The organism is Flavobacterium saccharophilum (assembly GCF_900142735.1).
Lineage (GTDB): Bacteria > Bacteroidota > Bacteroidia > Flavobacteriales > Flavobacteriaceae > Flavobacterium > Flavobacterium saccharophilum.
Map to the genome: position 1 here is coordinate 472,332 of NZ_FRBY01000003.1, position 19,926 is coordinate 492,257.

Consider the following 19,926-nt stretch of genomic DNA (forward strand, 5'->3'; position numbering starts at 1 on the left):
TTTATAATGATTCTCTTATTGTTAAACTTGTTGCTATATATTCCTGCACCGTTTCATCTGTTGTGATAAATGCTGCTGCTTTTGTTCCCATTTCCTTAAAATCTGTCGACACTACTGAGATTCCTTTATAAATAAATTTCTTCATTGGTGTTTCATTGTACGATAAAAAACCAACATCCGTTCCCGGCTCTAAATCCTTCTCCTTGCACTGTTCCAAAAAGTCTCCTAAAACCCTGTCACTAACACTGATATAAGCGATTCCTTTTTCGATATTGAACTTTTTTGAATCTGTGATAATCTCATATTTAAAATGAAAATCGGCACAAAATTTCTTAAAGGATTCCAATGTTTCTTTTGGATGATTCGTATAATCCGGATAAATAAATTGTATGTTTTTATACTTTTTAAACAAATCAACGGCTTCTTTAAGCGAATTATAAAATGCTTTTCCGAAATCCTGAAAAACATAATTATTCTCCTTCTTCACATGAATATTCCAATCAATCAAAAGCAATTTATCATTCGAAATTGCCGATAATGTTGGCGACACTTCTTTGTGGTCAAAATTCATCACCACATATTTGTAATACTTGCCAACGCTATTATTAATGATCGTTTTAAAAACATCAATATTATAATGATGAAATTGTACATCAGTAATAACATTGTCCGGTAAATTATTCACAAACGAGTGATACAAAACTTCTTTATACGCCTTGAAAGTATCTAATACCAAAAGCACTTTTCTGGTTTCACCCGATACATAATAACCTTTATTCGGAACAGAATCAATTACATTCTGATCCTTCAAAATAGTATACGCTTTAAAAACAGTATCTCTCGACAACTGATTTTCTTTGCAAATCGCATTTACCGACGGAAGCAAATCTCCTTTTTGCAGAATATTCTCTGCAATAGCATTATTTATTCCATTGACCAACTGCTGGTATTTCGGAATATCACTGTCGTGATTGATTACAAATACAAATTTTTCCTGCTCTTCGTTTAACATACTGTTCCGTTCTGTTCTGGTATGCTAAATTAGATAAATGTTTGTAATAAAAAAATACTTTTTACAATAAAAATGTTAACTTTTAAAATAATTAGGGCGTGTCCCTCCGGGCCGGGCTATCCGTTTCAAGTCCTCGCTCTTCCTCCGTCAGGCTCCGGGCTTTCCACTGCTATCCCTCACGCAAATCGTTTTCAAAAGAGGTGACAGGATACTAATTTTCAAAAGCTCCAGCGGAGCGTAATATTTATAGCAAAAAGTCCCTCATCTTTATAAGAGCTCCAGCGGAGCGATATCATAGTCTATGATGTCACCCCGATGGGGTTCGCTATTTATATTAATCTTATCAATTCTATAAACATGGCGTCCCGATGGGACTTATTTATTAAATCTTTATCAAACAACCGGTTGTGATTTTCTTCAAATTTTTTTAATGCCTATTCCTCTTTTTTATCATACGGATTAATCGTAACAATCGAACCGTCAGCATTATATTCAATTTTTGTTACTTTGATAGATCTTAAATGCGTTACTCCTTTTGATAAACTTGAATCGTGATAAAACAAATACCATTCGTTTTCAATCTCACAAATAGAATGATGCGAAGTCCAGCCAATTACCGGATTCAGAATTCTTCCTTTATAAGTAAAAGGCCCATACGGATTATCTCCTATTGCATAACAGATGAAATGCGTATCTCCTGTTGAATACGAGAAGTAATATTTGCCATCATATTTGTGAACCCATGAAGCTTCAAAAAAACGACGATCATTATCACCCGCTAATAAAACAGCTCCATTTTCATCCAAAATTTTAATTTCTTTTGGCTCTTCTGCAAATTCCTTCATGTCATCCGACAATAAAGCTACAATTGGTCCTAATGCAGGTTCATTTGAAGAAGGTTCTTCATTCGATTCATCGTATTTATTGTTTCGGTACTTTTGAAGCTGACCACCCCAAATACCACCAAAATACATATAATATTTTCCGTCTTTGTCTTCAAAAACTGCAGGATCAATAGTATAACTTCCTTTGATTGCTTCTGGTTCCGGTATAAAAGGACCAGTTGGCGAATCACTTATCGCTACTCCAATCTGGAAAATTCCGTTGGCACGTTTGGCCGGGAAATACAAATAATATTTTCCGTTTTTACATGCGGCATCGGGAGCCCACATTTGTCGCTCTGCCCATGAAACATCATTTACATGTAAAGCCAGACCGTTGTCCACGGCTTCCGCATTTACGTTTTCCATCGAAATGACGTGATAATCTTCCATTCCAAAATGATCTCCATTGTCATTAAAAGGAATTCCGGCATCAATATCATGAGAGGGATAAATGTATATTTTTCCATTAAATACATGCGCAGATGGATCTGCGGTATACATATGATTTACTAACGGATTTGATATCGCGCGTTTGTCTAACGCTGCAAAATCAATATCTTCAATGCTATCTTCAGGCATATTGCTCTCTATTTTTTTAATTTTTATTTAAATAATCTAAACTCTTCTTTCTTTCAAATCAGCTTCAATCTGCACTTCCATTTTCTTATTGATTTTATAAAAAAACAGTAATCCAACACCAATTAGAAATGGTATCGCAGGAAAAATACTTACCAATAATTTGATTCCATTAATTGCGACGTCTGTTTGTACTAACGAATTTGGAACGTAATTAAAATATCCTAATAATGAAGTTGTTAAAGCGCCTCCAATACTCAACCCGGCTTTTAAACCCACCATCATAGCCGAAAATATGATTGCGGTAGCACGACGGTTATTTAGCCATTCTGAATAATCAGCCACATCGGCAATCATCGCCCAAAGAATTGGAATGGTGATTCCGTAGAAAAACCCATGCAAAATTTGGGAGAAAAATATCAGACCGATGAATTTGGATGAAAACACATAAAAGGCTAAAATGAATAAAGTCGACACGAATAAAAAGGATGCAAAAACATTTCTTTTACCATGTTTATCCGCCAATCTTTTTGACAAAGTGATTCCGACAATCATGAAAATAATACCACCAGCATTAAATAATCCAAAACCAGCCGCAATAGGGTCATCACCAAACTGATTCAGTCCAATCCCGGCTAGACCATCTAATATTGGCTGAATAAAAATCGCCAGTTGTTGTTTGTCTACATAATTTTCAAAATAATACACATAAGCGCTGCCTTTCATTGCCAAAGTAATAAATACCAAAGTCGTCAAGGCCAGCATGATTAACCAAGGTTTATTTTTTACCAAATCACTTAAATCTTCTTTAATACTTGATTTTTGCTCTGGTTTTGGAACGATACGTTCTTTTGTTGTAAAAAATGTAATCAATAACATTATGGTACCAAATATGGCCAACGCTGTCATTACTTTTTCAATACCAATTGCTTTATCACCATTTCCGACACTTTTGATGATCCCAAGCATAAAAACCTGAACAAAAAACTGTGCAAACATTACGGCCACAAAACGATAAGATGATAAACTATTGCGTTCGCCCATATCACCAGTAATTACACCGCTTAAAGCAGAATACGGCAAATTGTTACTGGCATAAAACAGTAACAAAAAGGTATAAGTCACAACCGCATAAATTACTTTACCGTGATAGGCAAAATTAGGTGTTGTAAAAGCTAACAAAGAAATAACTCCCAAAGGTACTGCGGTCCATAAAATCCAGGGTCTGAATTTTCCCCATTTGGTACTGGTCCTGTCTGCCAAAACCCCAATAATTGGATTAAAAACAAAAGCTGCTATCAAACCGACAACCAACATAATTATAGAAGAATCCTGAGGCGATAATCCGTAAATATCAGTGTAAAAATAAGCGAGGTAAGTAATCAGTGTCTGAAAGACTAAATTTGCCGCAAGGTCGCCTAAGCTGTATCCAATTTTTTCTTTTATGGATAGTTTTTGAGAATTAAAATTCATTATTTGTTTGTGGTTATTTTGGTTAATTTTATAATCAAAGTTGATTTAAATTTGATTATTTAGTTAGCTAGTATACTGTTTTCAAAAGGCTTTTATTTAAGCAATCGGTTGTGTAAAATTAGCAAAAAAAACATATCATGCAAATTTACTTTGCTTTATTGCGTATTTTTTTGAAAAACAACCTGTTGCACTAATCTTTAAACCCTTTGTCGATCCCAGTATTCTTCTGATTCTTTAGTTGCATTATGCTCTCATAGGCTTTCTTTGGTTGCAATTGCGTATCAAATAATAAAGGATAATTTGTACGGCCTTTTATGGGCCAGTCATTTAGCCAGGATTGTCCATCATAAACACCCCATAAAGTTACCCTGCTGATTTTGTCTTTGTGTTTCAAAAATAACTTAAAAATAGCTGCATAACGCTGTGCTAACTTGTCCTGCACTTCAGCTGGAAGTTTTTCCGGATACGGATTCATTTTGGCACTACCTTCAAAATTCTGATTGACATCAGCCCCTTTTAAATCCCATGGATTTGGCAAAACAGTGATATCTAATTCTGTAAAAGCAACTTTTAAACCTATTGCAGAATAAGCCAAAATACTTTCTTCAATTTCTTGTAATGAAGGACTTTCCAAACGCCAATGCGCCTGAATACCAACTCCGTCAACCTTACCTCCTCCTGCTCTAACTTTTTTAATTAAATTGATGGTACCTTCTCTTTTCGCAGGTTCTTCATTGTTATAATCATTGTAATACAAATCTACTTTAGGATCTGCAGCGGCGGCTAATTTAAAAGCATCAGTAAGATATTGCTCGCCAAGTGTATTTAAAAAAACGGATTTTCGTAAGGTTCCATCTTCGTTTAAAGCTTCATTCACAACATCCCACGAACCTATTCTTCCTTTGTATTTTGAAACGATTGTCGTAATATGATCTTTCATGAAAGCTTTCATTTCTGTGCTGTCCTTGATTTTTTCCATCCACGGAGCTAACTGACTGTGCCAAATTAAAGTATGGCCGTGAATAAACATTTTATTCTTCTCGCCATAGGCTATAAATTTATCAGACATTGCAAAATCATATTTGTCTTTTTGAGGATGTACAAACATCGATTTCATTATATTTTCTGCCGTGATCGCATTAAATTCTTTACGAATCAGTGCGTCTTGTTTGGCATCTTTAATTTCAATTTGATTCGCACTTAAAGCAGTACCGATGTAAAAATCTTTCTTATACGCCTCTTTCAGGGAGCTGGCTTTTTTTTGCGCCGTACAATTTACAAACAGCAATGTGGTTATTGCCAGTAAACAAGGTTTAATTAATTTCATTTTTTTTATTTTTTGGTTGATAGTTAATTTCTAAGCACTGAGAGACATAGATTTTCTTTGTCTGCAAAGGTGTTTCACTTGATAAAAAAACATAATTCCTTTCCTTAAGACCTGACAGATTTTAAAAATCTTTTAGGTCAAAATCCCATACACTCAGTTTTTCAATTTATAAGCAATTCCCATTTCTAATCCTCTTAATTCGGCAAGACCTTTTAATCTTCCCACTAGAGAATAGCCTGGATACGCTTCTGTTTTTTCATCCACATCATGTAAAAAGCCATGATCCGGACGCATGGGCAAACTCACTTTTGTTTTATTCATCAATAAAAGCAGTTTTTCAATAATGACTTCCATTTTGGTATCTCCTTCTAAATGGGCAGATTCCCTAAAAATGTTTTCGCTTTCGCGGAAGGTATTTCGCAAGTGTAAAAAGTGGATTCGATCTCCGCAATCATCAATAATTTTCTCCAGATTATTTTTTGGATCTGCTCCCAATGAACCTGTGCAATAACAAAGTCCGTTTGCATTTAAAGGCACAGCTTCCAAAATCGTTTTGATATCTTTTTCTGTGGAAACAATTCGGGGTAAACCTAAAACCGAAAACGGCGGATCATCCGGATGAATCGCTAATTTAGAACCTAATTCTTCAGCAACCGGAGCTACTTCCGATAAAAAATAAATCAGGTTTTCTCTTAGTTTAGTATTATCAATTTCAGCGTAATTATCTAATAACGAAAGAATCTGCTCAGCTGTAAAATTGATTTTACTGCCAGGCAATCCTAATAAAACATTTTTAAAAAGTAATGCTTTTTCTTCTTCAGAAAGTTTATTTCCGAATTCCAATGCATTTGCTTTTTCTTCCTCCGAATAATCATTTTCAGCATTGGGTCTTTTCAATAAAAACACATCAAAATAAGCAAAAGCAAGCTGATTGTATAACAAGGCCTTACTTCCGTCTTCATTAATAAAATTATGATTGGTTCGCACCCAGTCGAGAATCGGCATAAAATTATAGGTGATGATTTTAATGCCGCAATCCGCCAGGTTTTTTAAACTGATTTTATAATTTTCGATGTATTGCAAATAAGCTCCGGTTGCACGTTTTATTTCTTCATGAACCGGTAAACTTTCCACAACAGACCATTCTAATCCGGCCTCCCTGATAATTTGCTGCCTTTCTTTGATGTCTTCGATTGACCAAATTTCCCCAACGGGAATTTGATGCAAAGCCGTTACAATTCCGATTGCTCCGGCCTGCTTAATATCTCTTAAAGTAACATTATCCTGAGGGCCAAACCAGCGCATGGTTTGTTGCATTTTTATCATAATACTAACTTTATTTTTTAACACTTTAATTTTAAACACTTTAAATTTTAAACACATAGAGACATAGCTTAACATTGTGTTGAAAAAAGGCATTTCACTTGTTTAAAAAACACATAGCAGGCTATGTGTACTAATGTATTTTATTTTTTACAACCTTTAATGTTGTCTGTTTAGATTTTTAAACACACAGTTTATGTGTTTTCAAAACAAGTAAAACGCCTTGACCGTCAAACCAAATCTATGTATCTATGTGTTTAAAAAAAATTAACACACAGCTTATGAGTTTTCAAAACGAGTGAAACGTCTTTACGTTAAACCAAATCTATGTTTCTATGTGTTTAAATCTTTTCCAACACAACTATAATGTGTTTAAATTTTTTTCTTAAAACCCAATACTGTTTCCGCCATCAACTGGCAAAACGGTTCCGGTTGTATATTTTGATTCGCTTAAAGCGAAATAATAAACAGCATCTGCAATATCTGATGGTTCTCCTAAGAATCCCATTGGCGTTCTTCCCAGCACTTTATTTTTTCTTTCCGGATCATTATCAAGTGCCGTCGAAGACATTTTTGTTTTGATAAATCCTGGAGCGACACAGTTTACACGAACTCCAAATGGAGCCAATTCTACCGCCATTGCTCTGGTCATTGATTCAATTGCTCCTTTGCTTGCCGAGTAAGCAATTACTTTTGGAATACCATATTGTGATGCCATCGAACTAATGTTGATAATACTTCCTGTCCCATTTTCTTTCATGTTTTTTACCACAGCTTTGCTAACCGCAAAAACACTCAAAAGATTCGTATGAATTATAGATAAAAAATCTTCATCTGTTACGTCCAAAAATTCTTTTTTAAGATTGATTCCTGCATTGTTTACTAAAATATCAATCGGATTTTCTTTAGCTATGTTTTCAATCATAGCAGGAATTCCTGCCAAATCATTTAGATCAAAAATAACCGGAATTGCATTTGGTCCGATCTCTTTGCAGGCATCTTCTGTTTTCTCTTTTGATCTTCCAATTATATAGGTTTTGATTCCGTTATCACATAATTTCTTTGCTGTTGCAAAACCCAATCCCGAATTCCCTCCGGTTACAATTGCTGCTTTTGTGCTCATATTTTTTTAATTTGAATATTTAATTTCCCGGTGCAAAGGGGAATTTTAAGGATTGAAAATAGTCTAAAGTTTGTGTTGGTTTCTCTACTCCTGCTGGCAATTCTTTACCAGAATATTGTTGAAAATAAAGTAAACACGCATCTCTCCACCATTTTGCTTCTTTATACTGAATTTCTAATAACATTTGCACTTCTTTGAAACGGTCTTCATCAACATACTTTGCGCTTTTATTCCAGACGTCCTGCATGTTTTTTACCTGATTTACACCTTCCTGATATTTTAAAGCCAAACCGTTCCAAAGTGTCTGACCGTTTTTCAATTTATAATCCCAGGAAACATGATGAAACCATAATAAATCTTTTTCTGGACAGGTTTCTAAAGTAGAGAAAATTTTGGCTACTTCCGGTGCATATTGCGCTGTAGCATTGGTTCCGGTTTTAGAACGATCGAAACCTATTCCGTTTTTATCTGCTTTATGATAATATACCGGATTCCATTCTGGTCTTGACAAATTCGAAACCCATGGCCCCGGCCCATAATGATGACCTGTATCCATAATATGATGCAACCCAAGGGGCGTCATATAATTTACAACCGCTTCCCGTGATTCAATCATCATTGCTGCAACTGGTTTTATGAAATTTTCATCATTGGAGAAAGTGCATCTCAGCCATTCATCCGCAATAACTTCAGAATCTAATTCCGGATTCCACGCCAATCTTCCAAAGCCATACCAATTTGCCTGCGCAAAAGGATGACCGGTCCAGTTTAAGTCATTTCCTATGTTGGAAACCCCGGCAATTCCGGTCAGTTTTGTTTTCGTTAAAGAACCGTCAATAACTTTGGCAACAGTCGTCCCTTTTCCTTTTTGATAGGTATCAGATGCTAAAACTTCCTGAAATAATTTAGGCAGAAAAACCAAATGCGTACTAAAACCTAAATATTCCTGTGTGATTTGAAACTCCATCATCAAAGGTGTTTTTGGCATGGCACCAAACATGGGATGAAAAGGTTCACGAGGCTGAAAATCGATTGCTCCATTTTTTACCTGAACAATTACATTGTCTTTGAATTTTCCATCGTACGTTACAAATTCGGCGTAAGCCTGTTTTGCACGATCATTGGCGTCATGTTCTGAATAAACAAACGCGCGCCACATAATTACGCCTCCAAAAGGTGCAACAGCATCGGCTAACATATTGGCTCCGTCAACGTGATCTCTTCCATAATTTTGAGGACCAGGTTGCCCTTCTGAATTTGCTTTCACCAAAAATCCACCAAAATCCGGAATTCTTTTGTAAATTTCTTTGGCTTTATTTTTCCACCAATTGGCTACATCAGCGTCTTTTGGATCGGCTGTTTTTAAACCTCCAATTTCTATTGGTGCCGAAAAACGAGCGGTTAAATAAACTTTTATTCCATAAGGTCTGAACACATTCGCCAAAGCTTCTACCTTTTCTAAATATTGAGATGTTAAGATTAAAGCGTTGGCATTTACATTCGTTAAAACTGTTCCATTAATTCCGATAGACGCATTTGCTCTTGCGTAATCAATATATCGCTGATCGATAAAATCAGGTAATTTCTGCCAGTTCCATAAAGAGAACCCTGCATAACCACGTTCTACAGTTCGGTCTAAATTATCCCAGTGATTTAGAATTCTAATATTCGTTTTTGGCGAATCGACTATATTAAGATTTTTGATGTTTTTATTGGTCTGAATCAATCTCAAAAAATTGTAAACGCCATACAAAACCCCAACCTCTTTTTTGCCCGTAATGACAATTTGATTTTTTCCTTTTAAGAAAATCGTTTTAATGATAAATCCTTCTTCATTTATCTGATCAAAATTTCCAATTTCCTTTTGAATTTCAGCACTTAGTAATGCTTTAGAACCAATAATTACAGTTTTATCTAAATCAATTTTTGCCTTAATTTCGAACTTCTTCCCTAACATATTTTGTAAACCCAATTGCAATTCATTTGAAGCAATTTTTGAAGTTTCTGCATTCCCTAAAGAAACAATTCCCTGAACATTAGAAAGGTATTTGGAAACCAATTCCGCATCAGTTTTTTTATCATACTGAAGCCACAATTTATAATCCTTTTGAGCCATTGTTTTAAATGAAAACAAAAGCAGAAAAACAGAAAGTATAAATAAATATTTCTTTTGATATCGCATCAGATTATTTTTGAATGATTAAAAAATTGCAATCGGTTGCGTAAAAATATGATATTGTGTTTTAACAAAAAAACTTTACTGCAAAAATTTTCACACAACACAAATTCTTTTGTTAAAAAAGGAAATAATTGACAAGAAACTAGCAATTTATATCCAGGTAATTTATTTTCTCTTCGAAGATGCCCGAACCAAAACCTGGGTATTTAGAAAAGTAACTTCAGTAATACTATCTTTTTTAAGAACCTCATCACTCTTTTTACCTGTCTTTATGTGACTTAAAATTTTCCTGGCTGCTGTCTGTCCCATTTTTACGGCAGGATGTGAAATAGTAGTTAATCCCGGGTCAATTATAGATGCTATTGGGTCATCATTAAAACCAATAATAGCAATATCATGAGGGATTTTTAAGCCTCGTTTTTTAGCAATCTGAATCACACCAACAGCCGCTGTGTCATTCACAACAAAAATTCCATCTGGTCGATTTGGCAGATCAAATAAGATTGTAGCGGCCGTTTCTCCTTCTTCATAAGTCAAAGCAGTTTCGATGATTAGCTCCTCATTAACAGTCAGATTAGCTTCTAATAAAGCATCGGTATAACCTCTTCTTCGCTCACTATAAGTGTTTCTGTATGGCGAACCTGTAATGTGTGCAATCCGTACACAGCCCTGATCAATCAAATGTTTTGTCGCTTTATAACCTGCAGAATAGTTATCGATCATAACGCGATACGTACTAAAATCCTTTGGTACCCTGTCTACAAAAACCAATGGAATACTCTTATCTATAAATTTCTGAAAATGAGAAGTATCGCGCGTATCCATTGCCAGGGAACAAATTACACCACAAACCCGGCTATCATAAAGTGCTTTTGACAAATTAACTTCAGCCTCATAAGAATCATGGCTTTGTGTGATCATAATACTATATCCTTCCTTTTGGGCAATCTCTTCAATACCACTAATTAAAGATGAGATAAAAGGCCTGTTAATTCGGGTTACTAAAACTCCAATAATTTTGGTTGAATTTCCCCTTAAACCTGCTGCTAAAATATTAGGCCGAAAACCCATTTCTTCAGCGACTTTCTTTACTTTTTTTATGGTTTTATCGCTTATAGCAGGATGATCTTTTAAAGCTCTTGAAATTGTCGAAGTGGCAAGATTCATTCGTTCAGCAATATCATAAATGGTAACGTCTTTGCTCTCTTCCATAAAAATTTAAATACTAAACAATTGATAAAATATATTTTAGATCAACCAATAAATGGATATTAAATGATCCTAAAATAAAAACAAGGACTTCTCTACAGAAAACCTTTCTAAAAACCATATATAGAATTTTGTCTACTATTCTTTGTCAAAATTAAATTATTTTTCTTTCTTTACACAATCGGTTGCGAAATAATTTTATGGTACGAAATTATAGTTATTAATCTATTAATAAACATCTTATGAAAAAATCATTCTTCTTCTTTCAAACTATTATAATTTTATGCATTTCAATTCATTCTAATGCGCAAACAACCGTAGAAAAATATATTTTTCAGAACTCAAATTTAAGTTTTGAAGAGCGTGTAAATGATTTGGTAAGCCATTTAACACTGGAAGAAAAAGTATCTCAAATGCTGAATTCTTCACCTGCTATTCCGAGATTGAGCATTCCCGCTTATGACTGGTGGAATGAAACACTTCATGGCGTTGCAAGAACTCCTTTTAAAACTACCGTTTACCCTCAGGCTATTGCTATGGCGGCTACTTTTGATAAAAATTCCCTTTTTACAATGGCTGATTATTCTGCTTTAGAAGGAAGAGCGATTTACAATAAAGCGGTTGAATCAGGCCGAACAAACGAACGTTATCTTGGACTTACCTATTGGACACCCAATATTAATATTTTTCGTGATCCTCGCTGGGGACGCGGACAGGAAACGTATGGTGAAGATCCTTTTTTGACTGCTGCTTTAGGGGACTTTTTTGTTAAAGGTCTTCAGGGCGATGATCCTAAATATTTAAAAGCCGCAGCCTGTGCGAAACATTATGCGGTTCACAGCGGCCCGGAACCTTTGCGCCATACTTTTGATGTTGATGTAACGCCGTACGAACTTTGGGATACGTATTTACCTGCCTTTAAAAAACTGATAACCGAATCTAAAGTTGCCGGCGTAATGTGTGCCTACAATGCTTTTAGAACTCAACCTTGTTGTGCCAGCGATATCTTGATGACGGATATTTTGCGCAATCAATGGAAATTTGATGGTTACGTAACGTCAGATTGTTGGGCGATTGATGATTTCTTCAAAAATCATAAAACACATCCGGATGCTGCGTCTGCTTCAGCTGATGCCGTTTTCCACGGAACGGATATTGACTGCGGAACGGATGCCTACAAAGCTTTGGTACAAGCGGTGAAAACCGGAAAAATACCGGAATCACAAATTGATATTTCGGTAAAACGTCTTTTTATGATTCGTTTCAGATTGGGAATGTTTGATCCTGTCGAAATGGTAAAATATGCTCAAACTCCAGCTTCTGTTTTAGAAAGTCCGGCACATCAGGAACATGCCTTAAAAATGGCACAACAATCTATGGTTTTGCTTAGAAATGAAAACAATACTTTACCTCTGAGTAAAAAAATAAAGAAGATTGCAGTTCTGGGTCCAAACGCAGATAATTCGATTTCTATTCTAGGAAATTACAACGGAACTCCATCCAAATTAACCACAGTATTACAAGGCATTAAAGAGAAATTAGGTGCCAATACCGAAGTGATTTATGAGCAAGCCATCAACTTTACAAATGATACTTTATTAGTATATTCTGATGTCAAAAACCAATATACTTTTGAAGGAAAACAAGGTTTTAAAGCCGAATATTTTAGCAACACCGAACTTTCAGGGAAACCGGAAATTACAAGAACTGAACCCAAATTAAATCATTTTTGGCAGGAAGGTGAAGCGGTTGTTCAAAACATCAAAGCCAATAATTTTTCTGCCCGTTACACAACAAATTTCACTGCAATTGAAGATGGCAGCATTACTTTTGAACTTGCTGCTGATGACGGTTACCGTTTTCTTGTGAATGGAAAAGAAGAACTAAATGCCTGGAAAAAGAATCGCTGGGGCGGACAAACTTTTCAATTAAAAACAACAAAAGGAACGGTTTATAATTTAGTAGTTGAATATTGGCAGGGAGAAGGAAAAGGAAATGTTGCCCTGAATGCAGGAAATTATAAAAAAACTGATTTTACAGCGCTTGTTAATCGTTTAAAAGATGTTGATGCTTTTGTGTTTGCTGGTGGAATTTCACCTCAACTAGAAGGCGAAGAAATGAAAGTGAATTTCCCGGGATTTAAAGGCGGGGATCGTACTTCCATCTTATTACCAGCGGTACAAACTGATTTGATGAAAGCACTCAAAACGACTGGAAAACCGGTTGTTTTTGTGATGATGACCGGAAGCGCAATCGCTATTCCGTGGGAAGCTCAAAATATTCCTGCGATCGTAAATGCATGGTATGGCGGACAGGCAGCCGGAACTGCGGTTGCGGATATTCTTTTTGGAGATTATAATCCTGCCGGAAGATTGCCAATTACTTTTTACAAAGGCGATTCAGACTTACCTGAATTTGTAGATTATAAAATGGACAACAGAACGTATCGCTATTTTGAAGGCAAGCCACTTTATGGTTTTGGATATGGTTTGAGTTATACTTCTTTTAAATATGATCAATTGAAAATGCCATCAAAAATTAGCAAAGGAAAAAGCGTTTCTGTTTCTGTACGCATTACGAATACAGGAAAAATGAACGGCGAAGAAGTAGCGCAGTTATACCTCATCAATCAAAACAAAACCATCAAAGCACCTTTGAAAACTTTGAAAGGTTTTGAACGAATCAATCTTAAATCAGGCGAAAGCAAAATCATAACTTTTACACTTTCTCCCGAAGATTTATCGCATATTACCAATGAAGGTATTTCGCAGGAATATAATGGCGAAATTAAAATTGCCATTGGCGGTCATCAGCCAGATGAAGCTAATAAAACAAGTGGTAATGTTTTAACTAAAAGTCTTTTGATTCAATAAAGACAAAGCTATTTTTTACTATGAAGCTGTTTATAAAGCGTTTCCATCGGAGCCTGATTTAATTGCATTATTCCCGTCTCCGGGCGATCTAAAGCTAAAATCAGAAACATTACCGAAGAAAAAATAATGGAAATAAAAACCGCTAAAACATGATTCTTTTTACCTGAAATTCCAAATTGATAGCCCAGAATGAGCATCGTAAATAAAGTTATTATAAACAGTACCCATAAAATGGTAGCAGGCAGTCGGTATTCGAAAGTAAAAGTGACGCGTTTATTATAATTGTCAACGAGTTCGTTTACTGAACCGGTATAAAGTGAATACGCTTCAGAACTGCGATCTTGCGCTGCCAGAGCTTCAGAATAGCTCCAAAGCGAATCAAGGATACTTTGTGATCTTTCCTTTAGATTTTCTATCTTTTTTACTGAAAGATCTTTAAAAAGACTAACACGCAAATCTGTATATTCTTTTAAAAGATTTCGGGAAGAAGAACGATAGGGTTCCGGTATTAATCCGGATTGAAGATACGCCTTTCTGATTATGGTCACTTCTTCCAGCAAAAGCTCTTTTCTGTTATTATAGCGATTGTCTACAATCTGAAATGTAAAAGCCAGCATGAAAGCCAAAAGTCCCAGTGCCGCTCCAACTACTGATCCGACTGGAGAATCGTTTACTTTTCCGGATTTACTCTTTACAAATAAACCGTAATACTGACCTGCAAGAATGGGGATTAAAATACTGAAGAAAGGAATAAGAAACATTCCTAAAAGCTCAAAAAAACTTACATTTATCATGGTTCTTTCGTATTTGGATAATAAATCTGGCTAATCAAATATAATCTTTATTTCGCAATCCTAAAACTATTGACTTTCAAAATATTACAACCTATTTTTTTCTCTTTTCTATTTAAAATTAAATCAAATATTATTCTCAGAGAAAAAGGAAAAATAATAAGATTTTTTTTCTAAATTTGATTATAGAAATTTGCATTCTATACGATTTCCCCAAATCATTTTTTTTATTACCTCAACCTACATTGACCTTTTGGCAAATAGTAGTAACGTAAAATGAAAAAAAATGAAAAATTTTACTCTGACAATCTTTTTAATTTCCTGCCTTACTGTTTCTTCCTTTGGATTTTCAAAGGATAAAACTCTTTCTGAAAATAAGAAAACTACTTTTTTTATTCCTGCTCCTTCTTTTGATAATTACGCAGCCCCCATTATCGACGATGCAACTGTGTTGGCTTTTTTTAAAAAGTATTCTCAATTAAAAGAGTATCAAAAAGATGTTTCAACGCTTTACAAAGACAGATCATATAAAACAATCTGGTACGAGGGCAATGACATCAACGAATTTGGACATCTAATGTATCAAAAACTGAACTCTACTTACGAACAAGGTGTTCAGGTCAGAATTCCGTATAAAGATAAAATAGATAAGGTTTTTGATGAAGATTTGACTGAAAAGATTTCAGATTCTGATACTGAGCTTTTATTGAGTTCCATGTATATTCTTTATGCAAAACATGTTTTTCAGGGAATGGATGCCGCTGAACAAAATAAAATAGAATGGTATTTGCCAAAGAAAAAACTTTCTTATGAGACCTTATTAGATTCTATTGTTACCAATCCCAATTTATTGGATGAAAATAATCATATTCTTTTTAGTCAATATTACAAACTTCAGAATGTTTTAAAAAAATACAGGGAAATTGAAAAAAACAATACCTGGAAAACCATTACAATGCCAAATCCATACAAAGACTTAAGACCAGATGATACCGGAGTTACGATTCAGGACATTAGAACACGACTTTTTGTGATTGGTGACTTGGCACAGGATTCTAAAAGTAATTTTTATGATCAGGAATTAATGGATGGTGTAATGAAATACAAACTTCGCCATGTACTCACTCCAAATTATATTATTAACAAAGAGCATATTAATCAAATGAATGAGCCGGTAAGTGATCGTATCAAAACTTTGATGCTCAATATGGAGCGTTGTCGATGGATTCCGCCAACATTAGAAAACCAGGAAGAATATGTGATGGTTAACATTCCGTCGTTCAGGCTATATTTTGTCCGAAATGGAAATTACGATGTTGTATCTAAAGTTTTCATCGGTACTCCATTAACCAAAACCGTCATCTTTAGCGGACAGATCGATCGCATTGTTTTTAGTCCGTATTGGTATGTTCCGTCAAGTATCATTAAAAATGAATTACAGTTAAAAATTGCGGAAGACAAAAATTATCTGGCGGATCATAATATGGAATGGAATGGCGGAAACGTAAGACAAAAGCCCGGTCCGGAAAACGCTTTGGGACTTGTGAAATTTATGTTTCCAAATCCAAACGATATTTACATGCACGACTCCCCTTCTAAAACCTTGTTTGGTTTTGAAAAACGCATCTTCAGTCACGGCTGTATCAATGTTGAAAAAGCAAAAGATCTTGCTGTTTCGATGATGAAAGACTATCCTGACTGGACTCTCGATAAAATTAATGCAGCGATGAGTGGCGAAAAAGAAACACCTTTCAAGCTAACTAAAAAAATCCCAATCTATATAGGTTATTTCACTGCCTGGGTAAGTAAAGAAGGTGATATTGGATTTTTTCCTGACGTTTATGAACGTGATGTTAAACTTAACAGCTTGCTATTTCCTTTGGATACGGGGTATAAGACAGCTAATAATTGATTTTTTTAGAGTATAGAATGTAGAGTAAAGAATAAAGAGTATAGAGAATAAACCTCCTTGAATGATATTTCTGGAGGTTTTTTTATTTTTTGTAAACACTTTTTTCTGCGTATCTTTTTTTGATATAATCAGTTACTGGTCTTAATGGCTTATTATTTTCAGGATGTCTTCCGTGCGTATTAAAGAAATCTGCTTTATCACTGCTAATTTTGGCATACCAAACAACTGCTTCGCCATTTATAAAGCAGCTTGTCGTATCGTAGACTTTTATTTTTTTAAGTCCAAACTTACTTTCATCAAATCGTTCTATTTTTCCAGTTTTCACATCACAATCTACTTTTTCGAAATGATCATTCGACCATTGCATGCATTGTTCTTTTGGAAAAACATAATAACTGATTCCAAATCCTAAACAAAAGACAATTAAAATGCCAGCAGCAGTCAACTTTAATTTTTTATTAAATCGATTTGGAAATTTATAAACAGAAGTTTTTTTAGCTGTTTGAATATTTTCAAAATTAGCTTCGTTTTTGTTTTCATTTTCTTCCATTCCGCTCTCATTTTCAATAATAATTGATTCTGATTTATTCGAATCCTTATTTGAGTTATCATCTTCAAAATTATCTTCCTCTTCTTGAAATTTTCTAAAAGGTCGTGGCTTGAAATTAACTAAAATTGCAGCCATTTCAATTCTAGATTTATTATCTGTATTGCCACCTTCTAAAAAAGAAATTATAGGTTTCAATTTTCCAATATTACAATTCCCAATTGTTTTTTTTAATGACAAGCTTTCATTGGCTTCAAAAAACATTTTTATAATTTCTTCATCAATTTTACTCAGGCCTCTCTCCAAAAGTCTAAGATAAAAATCTCTCAATTGCGCCGGAGTTGGATCTGATAAAACACCAGACACATCTTCTCTAATAGCAATTTTATACTTAGCTCTAATGGCTGTTTTATAATCTTCAATAGTAAAGTTATTCATAAGCTATACGGAATTATTGGAAATATCGGAATGATCGGAAATACCGGAATTACTTAGCAATGCAGGCTTATAAACGTACTTCCTTTGTATCAGAAATTAGTTGCTGTTCTATTCGCGATAAGGACAAATGTACAAAACTAGTTCACTTAAAAAGTATGGAAAACCGTAAGACGGAGTTTATCCGGGAAGTATAAATAAAATCTTACTGTTCTACATACTTCACTTCCCAAGCAATTTGGTGTTGCTATAACAAAACTCAGAACCATTCTGAACGGCAATGCCCTTTATCTAAATTTTAAATCATAAAAAAAATGAAAACACTATTTACATTGGGAGCGTGCGCGCTATTGAGTCTTACAATTTTCTCTTGTACAAATGATGATGAAACATCAGATAACAAGTCTGCAACGGAGGTAAAAAAGGAAATTAATCCTGCGACTCCATCATATGCTGGTCCAGATGATGACCCTGTGATTATTGATCCGCCTAAAAAATGATTAATTAAAAATTCATAATCTGTAATTAATTACTAAATTCGGGGAAAGTAACTTTTATGCTACGATCCCCTTTTTTTGTTTTAATTATACTTCTTTTTCTTTCTTGTAAAGAAAAAAAAACTAGTGCAATTAAACCAAATCCAAACAAAAAAGAAGCTTCAATTTTACAAGAAAAGGCAATTTCCTATTTTCAGAAAAACAATTACGACAGTTCCTTTTATTATTTTAATAAATCTAAAATTGTTTTTGAAAAATTAAAAGACAGTAGCAATATTGCCTTCAGTTTAATTCAAATGGGAAATATTCAGCAAGTAAATGGTGATTATTATGGAAGTAAAGAGACATTGACAGAGGCATTACCCTACATTACAAATGACAAAAATTATCTAACTGCAGTTAATAACTTTTTCGGTATTGCAGATAAAGAACTCTCTATTTATGATGATGCTATTTTTTATTATAAAGAAGCGATTAAAAATTCTAAAGACCAGTCGGCAAAACAAGCTCCAATAAATAATATTGCTGTTGTATATATAAAACAAAAAAAGTACGACAAAGCTATTTCTCTCTTACAATCAATTCTAAACAAAAAAACATCTGAAATAAGATCACAAAAAAGTAAGGGAAGAGTTTTAGATAATTTAGGCTATGCTTATTTTAAAAAAGGTTTATATGAAAAAGGATTTTTGTTCATGAATCAAGGTCTTGAATTAAGAACTCAACTTGAAGATTCGTACGGTCATATTCAAAGTTGTTTACATCTAGCTGAATATTATTCCAAAGCCGATTCTAAAAAGTCTAATGAATATGCTCAATTAGCTTACCAAATTGCTACAAAGCTTAATAGCGTTGATGAACGATTGGAAGCCTTATCATTTTTAATGACAAACAATTCCCTTAATAATACAATATATGCTCAAAAATATGTTAGCTTAAACGACAGTATAATCAAAATCAGAAACAACTTCAAAAATAAATTTGCCAAAATTAAATACGATTCAAAAAAAGAGAAAGACGAAAATCAGAAACTTCGCTTAGAAAAAGCCGAAAATTTGTTATCACTTCAGGAAGCTAAATACCAAAAAATAGTGGCTGGAATTGGGATTATCTTTTTGATTATTGTAATAGTCATTCTCGTACGATATTACAAAAATAGAAGCCGAATTGACAAAATAAAAACATCATACGATACCGAAACCCGAATTGCAAAGGATATTCATGACGAACTCGCCAACGATGTTTTTTATGCCATCACTTTTGCACAGACACAATCATTAACAAAAGAAGATATAAAAGAAACTTTACTACAAAAACTCAATCATATTTACACTCGTGTTCGCGGAATTTCAAGAGAAAACAATACAATTGAAACCGGAACAAATTATTCCATTCATTTAAAAGAAATGCTCTCTACTTATAATAGTGATAACACAAATGTCATTATAAATAACATTGAAAAAGTAAATTGGGATACTATTGATGAAATTAAAAAAATTACCATTCATAGAGTATTGCAGGAATTAATGGTTAATATGAAAAAACACAGCGAAGCTTCAATAGTAGTGTTAAAGTTTGAAAGTACTGCAAATACAATCGAAATCAATTATACAGATAATGGAAAAGGCTGCCCCAAAGATAAAATTATCAAAAATGGCTTACAAAATATGGAAAACCGTATTCTGGCCATAAAAGGAACTATTACTTTTGACTCTGAACCAGAAAAAGGATTCAAAGTAAAAATATCCATGCCTAAATAAATGCC

14 protein-coding genes are annotated in these 19,926 nt (G+C 34.2%); 4 read left to right on the top strand and 10 right to left on the bottom strand.

The genetic code is table 11. The features are described from left to right. Nucleotide 1: 1 nt before the first annotated feature. From BUA98_RS11995 to BUA98_RS12030, 8 genes are all read right to left on the bottom strand, one after another. Complete coding sequence (locus tag BUA98_RS11995) at nucleotides 2-1,012, bottom strand: GntR family transcriptional regulator (protein WP_072972783.1); 1,011 nt, start codon at nucleotides 1,010-1,012, stop codon at nucleotides 2-4. Nucleotides 1,013-1,446: 434 nt separating this feature from the next. Continuing rightward, a complete protein-coding gene (locus BUA98_RS12000; protein ID WP_072972785.1) occupies nucleotides 1,447-2,475 on the bottom strand; it encodes a glycoside hydrolase family 43 protein in 1,029 nt (342 codons plus the stop codon). A 36-nt stretch (nucleotides 2,476-2,511) separates the two neighbouring features. Then, complete coding sequence (locus BUA98_RS12005) at nucleotides 2,512-3,945, bottom strand: MFS transporter (RefSeq protein WP_072972787.1); 1,434 nt, start codon at nucleotides 3,943-3,945, stop codon at nucleotides 2,512-2,514. 190 nt (nucleotides 3,946-4,135) lie between these two features. Beyond that, complete coding sequence (locus BUA98_RS12010) at nucleotides 4,136-5,272, bottom strand: endo-1,4-beta-xylanase (RefSeq protein ID WP_072972789.1); 1,137 nt, start codon at nucleotides 5,270-5,272, stop codon at nucleotides 4,136-4,138. Nucleotides 5,273-5,425: 153 nt separating this feature from the next. Then, nucleotides 5,426-6,589 (bottom strand): mannonate dehydratase, encoded by a 1,164-nt coding sequence (gene uxuA, locus BUA98_RS12015; RefSeq protein WP_086065291.1) that lies wholly within the window; start codon nucleotides 6,587-6,589, stop codon nucleotides 5,426-5,428. 391 nt (nucleotides 6,590-6,980) lie between these two features. Beyond that, nucleotides 6,981-7,718 (bottom strand): SDR family NAD(P)-dependent oxidoreductase, encoded by a 738-nt coding sequence (locus BUA98_RS12020; protein WP_072972790.1) that lies wholly within the window; start codon nucleotides 7,716-7,718, stop codon nucleotides 6,981-6,983. Between the two features lie 19 nt (nucleotides 7,719-7,737). Further along, nucleotides 7,738-9,834, bottom strand: coding sequence for an alpha-glucuronidase family glycosyl hydrolase (locus BUA98_RS12025; protein ID WP_244279198.1), 2,097 nt, complete (start codon nucleotides 9,832-9,834; stop codon nucleotides 7,738-7,740). Between the two features lie 228 nt (nucleotides 9,835-10,062). After that, the gene (locus BUA98_RS12030; protein WP_072972794.1) at nucleotides 10,063-11,109 is read right to left on the bottom strand and encodes a LacI family DNA-binding transcriptional regulator; all 1,047 of its coding nucleotides are present in this window, start codon (nucleotides 11,107-11,109) and stop codon (nucleotides 10,063-10,065) included. 239 nt (nucleotides 11,110-11,348) lie between these two features. Between BUA98_RS12030 and BUA98_RS12035 the strand changes: the two genes are divergently transcribed. Continuing rightward, the gene (locus tag BUA98_RS12035; RefSeq protein WP_072972796.1) at nucleotides 11,349-13,979 is read left to right on the top strand and encodes a glycoside hydrolase family 3 protein; all 2,631 of its coding nucleotides are present in this window, start codon (nucleotides 11,349-11,351) and stop codon (nucleotides 13,977-13,979) included. An 8-nt stretch (nucleotides 13,980-13,987) separates the two neighbouring features. On the opposite strand, the gene BUA98_RS12040 is transcribed toward BUA98_RS12035, so the two are convergent. Beyond that, nucleotides 13,988-14,773, bottom strand: a complete 786-nt coding sequence (locus tag BUA98_RS12040; RefSeq protein WP_072972797.1) for a bestrophin-like domain — start codon at nucleotides 14,771-14,773, stop codon at nucleotides 13,988-13,990. A 283-nt stretch (nucleotides 14,774-15,056) separates the two neighbouring features. Here BUA98_RS12040 and BUA98_RS12045 point away from each other — a divergent pair, with 283 nt between their 5' ends. Next, the gene (locus BUA98_RS12045) at nucleotides 15,057-16,682 is read left to right on the top strand and encodes a L,D-transpeptidase family protein (protein ID WP_072972799.1); all 1,626 of its coding nucleotides are present in this window, start codon (nucleotides 15,057-15,059) and stop codon (nucleotides 16,680-16,682) included. Between the two features lie 82 nt (nucleotides 16,683-16,764). On the opposite strand, the gene BUA98_RS12050 is transcribed toward BUA98_RS12045, so the two are convergent. Next, nucleotides 16,765-17,667, bottom strand: a complete 903-nt coding sequence (locus BUA98_RS12050; RefSeq protein WP_072972801.1) for a hypothetical protein — start codon at nucleotides 17,665-17,667, stop codon at nucleotides 16,765-16,767. A 311-nt stretch (nucleotides 17,668-17,978) separates the two neighbouring features. Here BUA98_RS12050 and BUA98_RS12055 point away from each other — a divergent pair, with 311 nt between their 5' ends. Together BUA98_RS12055 and BUA98_RS12060 are read left to right on the top strand one after the other, a co-directional pair. Beyond that, on the top strand, nucleotides 17,979-18,164 hold the full coding sequence (locus BUA98_RS12055) for a hypothetical protein (RefSeq protein WP_072972803.1): 186 nt from the start codon (nucleotides 17,979-17,981) through the stop codon (nucleotides 18,162-18,164). 56 nt (nucleotides 18,165-18,220) lie between these two features. Beyond that, entirely contained in the window at nucleotides 18,221-19,921 is a 1,701-nt protein-coding gene (locus BUA98_RS12060; RefSeq protein ID WP_072972805.1) for a tetratricopeptide repeat-containing sensor histidine kinase, read from the top strand. Nucleotides 19,922-19,926 lie beyond the last annotated feature (5 nt).